This window comes from Microcoleus sp. PH2017_08_TRC_O_A (assembly GCF_020738665.1).
GTDB lineage: Bacteria > Cyanobacteriota > Cyanobacteriia > Cyanobacteriales > Microcoleaceae > Microcoleus.
In genome coordinates, this window is record NZ_JAEQCE010000066.1 from 20,296 (window position 1) to 28,565 (window position 8,270).

Annotated in this window: 6 protein-coding genes and 2 tRNA genes; 3 read left to right on the forward strand and 5 right to left on the reverse strand. The window is 45.1% G+C overall.

Annotated elements, in window-relative coordinates:
• Positions 1 to 307 precede the first annotated feature (307 nt).
• Complete coding sequence (locus tag JGK22_RS21790) at positions 308 to 1,201, forward strand: M23 family metallopeptidase (protein ID WP_293313645.1); 894 nt, start codon at positions 308 to 310, stop codon at positions 1,199 to 1,201.
• 234 nt (positions 1,202 to 1,435) lie between these two features.
• A complete protein-coding gene (locus JGK22_RS21795) occupies positions 1,436 to 2,872 on the forward strand; it encodes a hypothetical protein (RefSeq protein ID WP_293185451.1) in 1,437 nt (478 codons plus the stop codon).
• Between the two features lie 648 nt (positions 2,873 to 3,520).
• Here the strand turns inward: JGK22_RS21795 and JGK22_RS21800 are convergent.
• The 5 genes from JGK22_RS21800 to tnpA all read right to left on the reverse strand — a co-directional run bounded on the left by JGK22_RS21800 (position 3,521) and on the right by tnpA (position 6,847).
• Positions 3,521 to 3,592 (reverse strand) — tRNA-Thr (locus JGK22_RS21800).
• Positions 3,593 to 3,656: 64 nt separating this feature from the next.
• Positions 3,657 to 3,741: transfer RNA gene (locus JGK22_RS21805), tRNA-Tyr, on the reverse strand.
• Between the two features lie 348 nt (positions 3,742 to 4,089).
• On the reverse strand, positions 4,090 to 5,910 hold the full coding sequence (locus JGK22_RS21810; RefSeq protein ID WP_293192609.1) for an ABC transporter ATP-binding protein: 1,821 nt from the start codon (positions 5,908 to 5,910) through the stop codon (positions 4,090 to 4,092).
• A 168-nt stretch (positions 5,911 to 6,078) separates the two neighbouring features.
• Positions 6,079 to 6,291 carry a hypothetical protein gene (locus JGK22_RS21815; RefSeq protein WP_293207312.1) on the reverse strand — a complete coding sequence of 71 codons (213 nt, stop codon included), beginning with the start codon at positions 6,289 to 6,291 and terminating at the stop codon, positions 6,079 to 6,081.
• 148 nt (positions 6,292 to 6,439) lie between these two features.
• Positions 6,440 to 6,847: an IS200/IS605 family transposase gene (gene tnpA, locus JGK22_RS21820; RefSeq protein ID WP_293207314.1), complete on the reverse strand. Its 408-nt coding sequence runs from the start codon at positions 6,845 to 6,847 to the stop codon at positions 6,440 to 6,442.
• Between the two features lie 78 nt (positions 6,848 to 6,925).
• Between tnpA and JGK22_RS21825 the strand changes: the two genes are divergently transcribed.
• Positions 6,926 to 8,137, forward strand: coding sequence for a transposase (locus tag JGK22_RS21825; RefSeq protein WP_293207316.1), 1,212 nt, complete (start codon positions 6,926 to 6,928; stop codon positions 8,135 to 8,137).
• The last annotated feature ends 133 nt before the right edge of the window (positions 8,138 to 8,270 follow it).

Below are 8,270 nucleotides of genomic sequence, written 5' to 3' on the forward strand. Positions count from 1 at the left end.
CGCTGAATACCTCATCCCCGCAGACACGTTCGGCATTAAGCATTTTTGTCTTGGCGACGGGAAGGAAGCGGGGCGGGGCGTACCACTTCCTCAAGAACATAGCTGTTAGCAAGCAGACACAACAGGGGCATCACGGGCAAAAATTGCCTGATTTGCCAAAAACGACAAAAACTAATAATTCTTCTCATCGTAACTTGGCTTAGCCTGGGATTTACAGTCTGGGGTACGGCTGGAGTTTTCAAATAAGCCTTTTCACTCGGCTCAAAAATTGTCAATTGTCCGAAATGAATACTTTTTTCTGTACGCAATGAGTTATAAACGCCTATTTCTAGTCATTTCTGCACTGATTTGCTCGATCGCCCCTGTTGAAAAAACGGCGGCAAATCTTCCTCCCGGCGCACCTTTAGAAACCCCCAACCCCGCCCGCGATTGCCTGGGGGCGGCTTTGGCTCGATCGCGCCGCCACATCGCTCTCCAGGGCGAAACGGTAGAAAGTATAGCGCGACAGTACAATGTGCCAACAGCGGCGCTGATTGGGATAAATCCGATGTTGCGGGGAGGTCGAGTTAGTGCCGGAAGTGCGATCGTCATTCCTCCCTACGATGGCAGGCTCGTAGAAGTGCCTGCGGGCTGGAATTGGCAAAAATTGGCCCAAGTTTATCAAGTCCCCGCAGATTTGCTATTTGAGGCGAATGGGTGCAGGTCTTTGGGACAAACGGTGTTTGTGCCAAAGGTGAATAGGTCGATCGCACCTTCGGTAAATCCCGATGCAACATCGTTGGTGCAAGGCTTCCCGCTCCCCGCCCCAGCGGTGGAAGGTTTGCGTTTCGGGCGGCAGTGGCATCCGGTACGTCGTGAGTTTTTTTTCCACAGCGGTGTAGATTTTTTGGCGGCGGAAGGTACGCAGGTTTTGGCTGCGGGCGGAGGTACAGTTGCCTTTGCGGGGCCGCAGGGGGATTACGGGAATTTAGTTGTCGTGAACCATCAAGCGGGGAAGCAAACGCGCTACGCTCATGTAAGAGATATTGCGGTGAAAGTCGGTCAAAAAGTGCGATCGCCAGAAGTTTTGGGAAGTGTGGGGATGACGGGAAAACGGGATATTCCGCAATCTCACTTGCATTTTGAAGTTCGGTACAATTCTGGTTCTGGTTGGGTGGCTGAAGATCCGTTGGTTTATTTGCAAGCTACTCTTAAAAAATAGAATTGGTGGTTGAACACGCAATTCAACCACATATATTTTTTTTATGAGATAATTTACTCCCAGCCCTTGGCGAGATTTGAATTGCACCCCCTCACTTAATTAATGAGTTTACGACATTCCAGCCCATATATCGCTCATCTCAGAAGACTTGTTTCCGCATCTGATTGAAAAACGAGTTCTTCGCTGTAAGCTGTAGACAACAAGCAGACTCAACGAGCGAAAAATGAGCGAAAAATGAGCGAAAAATCTAAATCAGTCACCGTTAGCACCTGGGGAGACTACCTAATTGGCTATGAGCGGGTTCTGGATTATCTGAAGGAGGCACAAAAAGAAAGCCCCAAAGTGGTAGCGTTGAAGAAAGATAGCAAAGCTAAGGGGTCTTACATCACCCTCCAATTCAAACTGGGTGACAAACCATTCAACAAGTCCTGTGGGTGCAATCTGACGATGCAGGGTGTCTCCGACGCTCTGAAGAAAGCGCATCTAGTCGCTACCGCGCTAGAATCACTTTCTAGCGAGACAGAGTTCTGGAGTTGGTACGACGATGTAATCTTAGGAAAGAACGTCGTCAGGAATGACCTAATAACGTTTGGTGAGGCGATCGCAAAAGTAGAAGCCGGATACTGGGACGGATACACTAAAAAGCGTCAGAAGCGAGACAAAGAAAATGCTTCGCATCTATCTATCTGGTATGACGCATACGGGCAATATTACAAGCTGCTACCGCAAGATACAATAGTAAACCTCACCGACGTAATGTCAGTTATTAACAGCAAGAAAACAGGTAGTAAAACTCGTCAGACCTGTTTGTCCGTGATGAAAAAACTTGCCGAAACTATTGGCGACTCTCGACTGCGTGAGGAGTTAAGCAATATTGACGGCAAGCAAACCATTTATCGTGATGACTTGCAAGCTGTATCAATTGAGGATTTCTTGCAACTACGCAACGACGTACTAAATATTCCCGCCAATGACAAGCGATACCATTTAGAATCTCGAAAAGCTTGGTTATGGGTGTTCTCAATGCAGATAGTGTACGGTCTGCGAGTGCATGAAGTGTTTGCCATTCAGAACGTAAACCAACCGTTTAAAACCAAAGATGGTGCTACTATCCCCGCATTGAGTGACCCTATAAACACAAAAATGATTGCCGTAGTAGGGGATAAAACTGCACTGAATACCACAACCAAAACAGGCTACCGCTTGACTATTCCGTTGTTACCCCCTACTCACGCTAACTTGATAGAGCAACTAGAAATCAAGTCAGCCAAACTGCCGGAACTCAACCTGGTTTCAACTAACCCTAATACAATAGTCGGAAAATACAACAAATCGGCTCGTGACCGCTTAGAAAGTTGGAGCAAGTTTACCCAGACTCACGCATTACGACACCTCAGTAATCTTAATGGAATGATGAGCGGGATAAGTCTTGAAACTCGCGCTATGAGTTTAGGTCATAGCCCAACAATGAATGACACAGTTTATAAAAGACGACAGACTACCCAGACCACTATTGACTTACTAACCAAGTCAGACAACCAAGCTATTCCACTAAACTCTGCTATCAAGGTGCTTAAACAACTAGGGGCTGACGCTAAAATGATTGCTTATACGGCTAGCATCTACAGCGTCAGCCCTGACAAAATCACCGAACTGTTAACCGACATCTAACCTCTACATCGGCTATTGGGCGCTATGAAATAAAAAACCCTAGGGGCAACCTACGAAGACGGGATTTGACACTCCCCAACCTAAAGGTGTGGGGATTCTTAATTCATCGACTGACCTTTAAGCGCCATGTCCTTGCGGCAGTTCTTAAACCTTTCAACCGTACAATAGTACAAATTGACGAGCCTAACTCACAGCAACCCCAGAGGGTCTATCTCCAAAAGCGTACTAGGATACAAGCCTAGAGTTTGGGTATGCCCTACCCTACTTAACAAATCAAGAAAGTTCTTTGTTTTTACTGGTAAAAAGGATGCGTTGACCCTTTAGCTGTTTTAAGAGTTTTCGCTGCTCTGCGTCCCCCGGTTTATACCTAAAAGTGTGTCTTAACTGTTTCACGATGGTAAAGGAGTTTAACCTTGACTATTATAGTATACTATACTTCTTTCTAGTTTACGCAATTTTTTAGGAATAGATCCTAGAAATTAAAGCTGTCCTAAAAGGACGGGGTTTTCAACCCAGTTTTCTGATAAATCTTAACATTAGGGGCAGTTATGCTTTTTTTTGTTAAACTGATAAACAAAGTTATCGAAAAACGTTAATCGGGATTAGCTGATATTCTAAAAATGTCAAGGCATAAGTCTTAGAAAGCCAAGCCCGTAATGAGATTTGAACTCATGACTTCCTCCTTACCAAGGAGGTACTCTACCACTGAGTTATACGGGCGTAAAAAATTAAAAACATACCATTAAAAAATTTAATTGTTGATTTTTAACTTTTATGTGAATTGTGGTGGGCCGGGCTGGATTTGAACCAGCGTAGGCGTAGCCAGCGGATTTACAGTCCGCCCCCATTAACCGCTCGGGCACCGACCCATTTGTACCCACAGTTAAACATCCTAGCAGATTCTTCTTTTTTTGCAACATGACATTTAAAACTCTAATCATTCAAGACTGAACACATAAGTCATGTCGCGTCCGATCGATTACCATAACAAAAACAGTTCGCGCCTGTAAGTCCTCCGCCGGAAAGCGGACTGAAGTCCGCACTACGAACGGAAAGCGGACTGAAGTCCGCACTACGAACGGAAAGCGGACTGAAGTCCGCACTACGAACCTTACAAGAAACAGGTTACAAGGAATATTTTGCTAAAAAACAGGTTTCTGGCCACCTGTGTGTCTAGGATTCTTATAGCACCGGAAGTCTGGGTTCAGTGGGAATTCCTAATTTACTAATTCGCCAGTTTCTTGCAGGGAGTGCAGGCGGCGGTAAATGCCTTTTTGGTTCAAGAGTTCGTCGTGGCTGCCAACTTCGACGATTTTACCGCCGTCGAGTACGACGATCGCATCGGCTTCCCGAATTGTACTCAGGCGGTGGGCGATAATTATGGTGGTGCGCGTACCGAGGATGTTCTGCATAGCTAGCTGGATCGATCGCTCTGACTCATAATCCAAACTAGAAGTAGCTTCATCAAAGATTAACACGTCCGGATCCACTAACAGCGCCCTAGCAATGCCTAACCGCTGTCGCTGACCGCCAGATAACCGCATTCCCCGTTCCCCGACAACGGTATAGTAACCTTGGGGCAACAAGTTCACAAACTCATCAACTCTGGCGATGCGACAAGCTTCTTCAACCTGGGCGAAAGTTGCTTTCGGGTTGCCGTATGTCAAATTATCCAGCAAACTACCGTTAAACACGTCTACTTCTTGGTGGACAATGGCTAAACGCTTGCGGTAGCCAGTGACATTTAAACTGGAAATATCCTCGCCGTCGATCAGAATGCGGCCGGAGTTAGGCTCAAAATATCGAAACAGCAGTTTCACTAATGTTGATTTCCCGGAACCCGATCGCCCGACTAATGCTATGGTTTGACGGGGATGAATCAATAAATTGATATCCTGCAAAACTGGCTTTTCGCGATCGTACCCGAATGTCAGCCCGCAAAACTCAATTTTCCCGCTAAATCTATAAGACGAAGCAGATACAGCATTTTCAGTTGCTAAATTCACCGCATCAATACCGTCTGGTAACTGCATAAACTCGTGGAAGCGGATCATTGAAGAATAGCGGCGGGCAAATAATTCGGCGATAATACTAATCGGGCGCAGTTGCGAATAGGCCATACTTGCCAAGGTGTAAACCGTAACAAAATATCCCAGAGATATTTTACCTGCGACTGTTGCTGCTAGACTAAAACCGAGAACTGAAAACAGGCAAAGCTGGACGATTGCTTGTCGGTATGTCCCCAGGATGACGTATCCTTTGTGAATGCGTTGAATTACAACTTTCAACTCGCGATCGAGTCTGGTTGTTTGCTTTTTTAGTTCGTTTGTTTCAGTGGCAAAAGCTTTGACTGTTTTGATGTTTGTAATAATTTCTGAGTTGCGACTTTCGGTATCTTCGATGTATTCATCCAGAATTTCTTCGCGCCGAGTCAGCCCTTGGAGGCCTTTGAGGGTGAAACTGAGGATAAATACGAAGGAAATTGAAATTAATAAGCCGATGCGCCATTCAATTAACCAAATAACTGCAAAGATGCCGATTAAGCGGACGACTTCTGGGATGAATTCAGCGGCAATTTCTGGGTATGTCCAAGTATGGTTGGCGATGCCTTTGGCGATGCGACTGGAAATCCGACCGGCGTTGTTTTCGTCGTAGAATTCTAAGGGTAAGGTGAGCATTTTGCCGATCGCTCCTTTCATCCAATCCCGCCTTGCTCTCAAGGGTACTACCCAATGGAACCAATTTCCCATCCAAAGTTCTATGGGTGCTTTGACGACTGTTACCACAAAAATCAAGCCCAGCAAGACGGATAGCGATAATATCTTGCTGGGTGACTGCTGGGTAAGTGAGGCGATCGCTGCGATCGATTTTTGCGTTACTGTATCTGGAGGTCGATCGGACAATACATTTAAGAGTTGCCCAATCGCGTAGGGCACAGCTAAATCCGCGATCGCAAACAGGCTGGATGCACCGATGCTGAGAACTGAGATTTGACTGTAGCGGGTGTAGTATTTAAGGATGTCCCGAAAACTTGCCATAAATTTTTGTTGCGATACAACCCTTGCAAACACTTGAGTCTGATAACTGCGCGCGATGGCGCTTGAATTACAAGTATACTACAAAAGTAATTATTCGGGGAAATCGATCGGGAAAATCTGAAGCAGCTCAGCTCGTTTAGGAGTGCGATCGCAGATTTGGGATAAATATTATGGGGAAGGGGCGATCGAATGAAGCAGATCGATCGCCCGCGATGATATTTTAAGCGTTGATGCAGGAACAGAAAACCACGGACTAACGCAGATTAACGCAGATAGTTTCAAGAAGAGCGATCGAATTAATCCAATGCTGAACTTAGTTGGAGTGTCGCAGAAGTCCTTGTACTGGTACTTTTGGGCAGTAATTGATTGAGGGCGCCACACAAGTATTTTTTCACGGTATCCCTGCTTGCACCCACCCCACTCGGAATGGTAAAGATCATAAAAATTAATACTGGAAGCGGGAAACGAGCGTGGCTTCAGCCCGCTCGTGGGAAGCGACACGGGGGACTTCAGTCAAGAGTGTTCTTTCTTAGTTAGCAGAATGATGTGGATCTTCTATGTACTTTCTAACGACTTCACTACTAATATTACCAGCGGTACTAACAAAATAGCTGCTCGTCCACAAAGACGGCAGCTTTTTTAGTTCTGGAAATTCAGCTCTTAAATGATGGCTAGAACGTCCTTTGAATGCTTTGATGACCAATGCGGGCGTGTCCATCGGCTTAACCGCCACGAATAAATGTACGTGATCTGGCGCTACTTCCAGAGCTAAAATATTCCAATCTTTCTCGATTGAAAGCGCTAAAAATATTTCACGCAGCTTAGTTGCTACGCTACCGACTAGAACTTTCTTTCGGCGTTTGGGGATAAACACAAAATGGTAGTTAAGCAAGAACTTGACGTGGTTGTGGGTTTGGTACTCTGGAAGAGGTAACATAAAGTTTTGTTGTTATAGGTTAACTTATCCACTATAATCACCTCAACTAAATAAATCAACTAACTTTCGGGTAAAGAGGTGGCTAAAATCAAAAAAACAATGGGAGTGCAGCAAGTATTACTGTCCCCTACTAAAGAAGTTGAAGCTGTGTTGCAGTATCTTTGTCGGCAATCCGGCAAGTTGTACAATAGCGCTGTTTACTTCGCTCGTCAGACATTTTTTAAAACCGGAAAACTACTAACCGGAAAATTCGACTTGTCTTTTGAACCATCAATCTCTAAGTCAATGGTTGCTAAATCGTTGCCTTCCACACCTATGCAGCAAACCCTGATGTCTGCAACAGAGGCATTTAAAAGTTTCAAAGAATTAAGAAACTCATACCTTCAAGGTAATTTGCACTTGAAACCTCAACCGCCAAACTATCTAACCGGGTCTAAGTTATTTAAAGTAGCTTACCCAAATTCTGGAGGGTTAAAACCAGCAATTGTCGGTAATCAGTTGCGGTTTTCTTTAGGCTTAACAGTGCGTCGCTGGTTTGGGATTACTGAATTTTTTCTGCCGATGCCGTCAAATCTTGACTGCGCGAAAATTAAAGAGTTCACTATTCTCCCTAAAAATGGTGCTTTCTACTTAGAAATGTCTTACGAAGTAGAATGTCAACAGCATGATTTAGATTGTAGTCAAGCATTATCAATTGATTTGGGGACTGCCGACAATTTAGCGGCTTGTCTTGACACACTCGGAAATTCCTTCTTGATTGATGCTCGCGCTATGAAAGCGATGAATCAATTGTGGAACAAAAAAGTAGCGACCAGAAAAGAAGGAAAGCCCACGGGTTATTGGGATAGCTGGCTAGACCGCATAACCCGCAAGCGCAATCACCAGATGCGCGATGGCACCAACAAAGCTGCGAAGCTAATTATTGACCATTGCTTGAAACATGGTATCGGCAATCTAGTAATTGGATGGAACCAGGCTTTCAAGTCTAATGTTGATATGGGGAAACTGAACAATCAAAAGTTTGTTCAAATGCCACTAGGAAAGTTAAAAGCTCGTTTGAGCCAACTGTGCAACTTGCACGGCATTAAGTTTACCGAAACAGAAGAAGCATATACGTCCAAAAGTAGTTTTCTTGATGGAGACTCCCTGCCCAAGTACGGTGAAAAACCGCCTGAGTGGAAAGCATCTGGAAAACGAATTAAACGTGGATTGTATCGTTCTGCTGATGGAACTGTAATCAATGCAGACCTAAATGGCTCTGCCAATATTCTCAGAGTGCGATTCGTTTAGCTGAAACCCTTGCTATATAAGCAATGCGGAGGACGGCTAGCCAGGGACGACCTGGATAACTGAGTGGAACATGATGGTGACGGAAGTACCCTAGAAACCGAAGTCCATCCCCCCTGGTGCTGGGGTGAAAGCA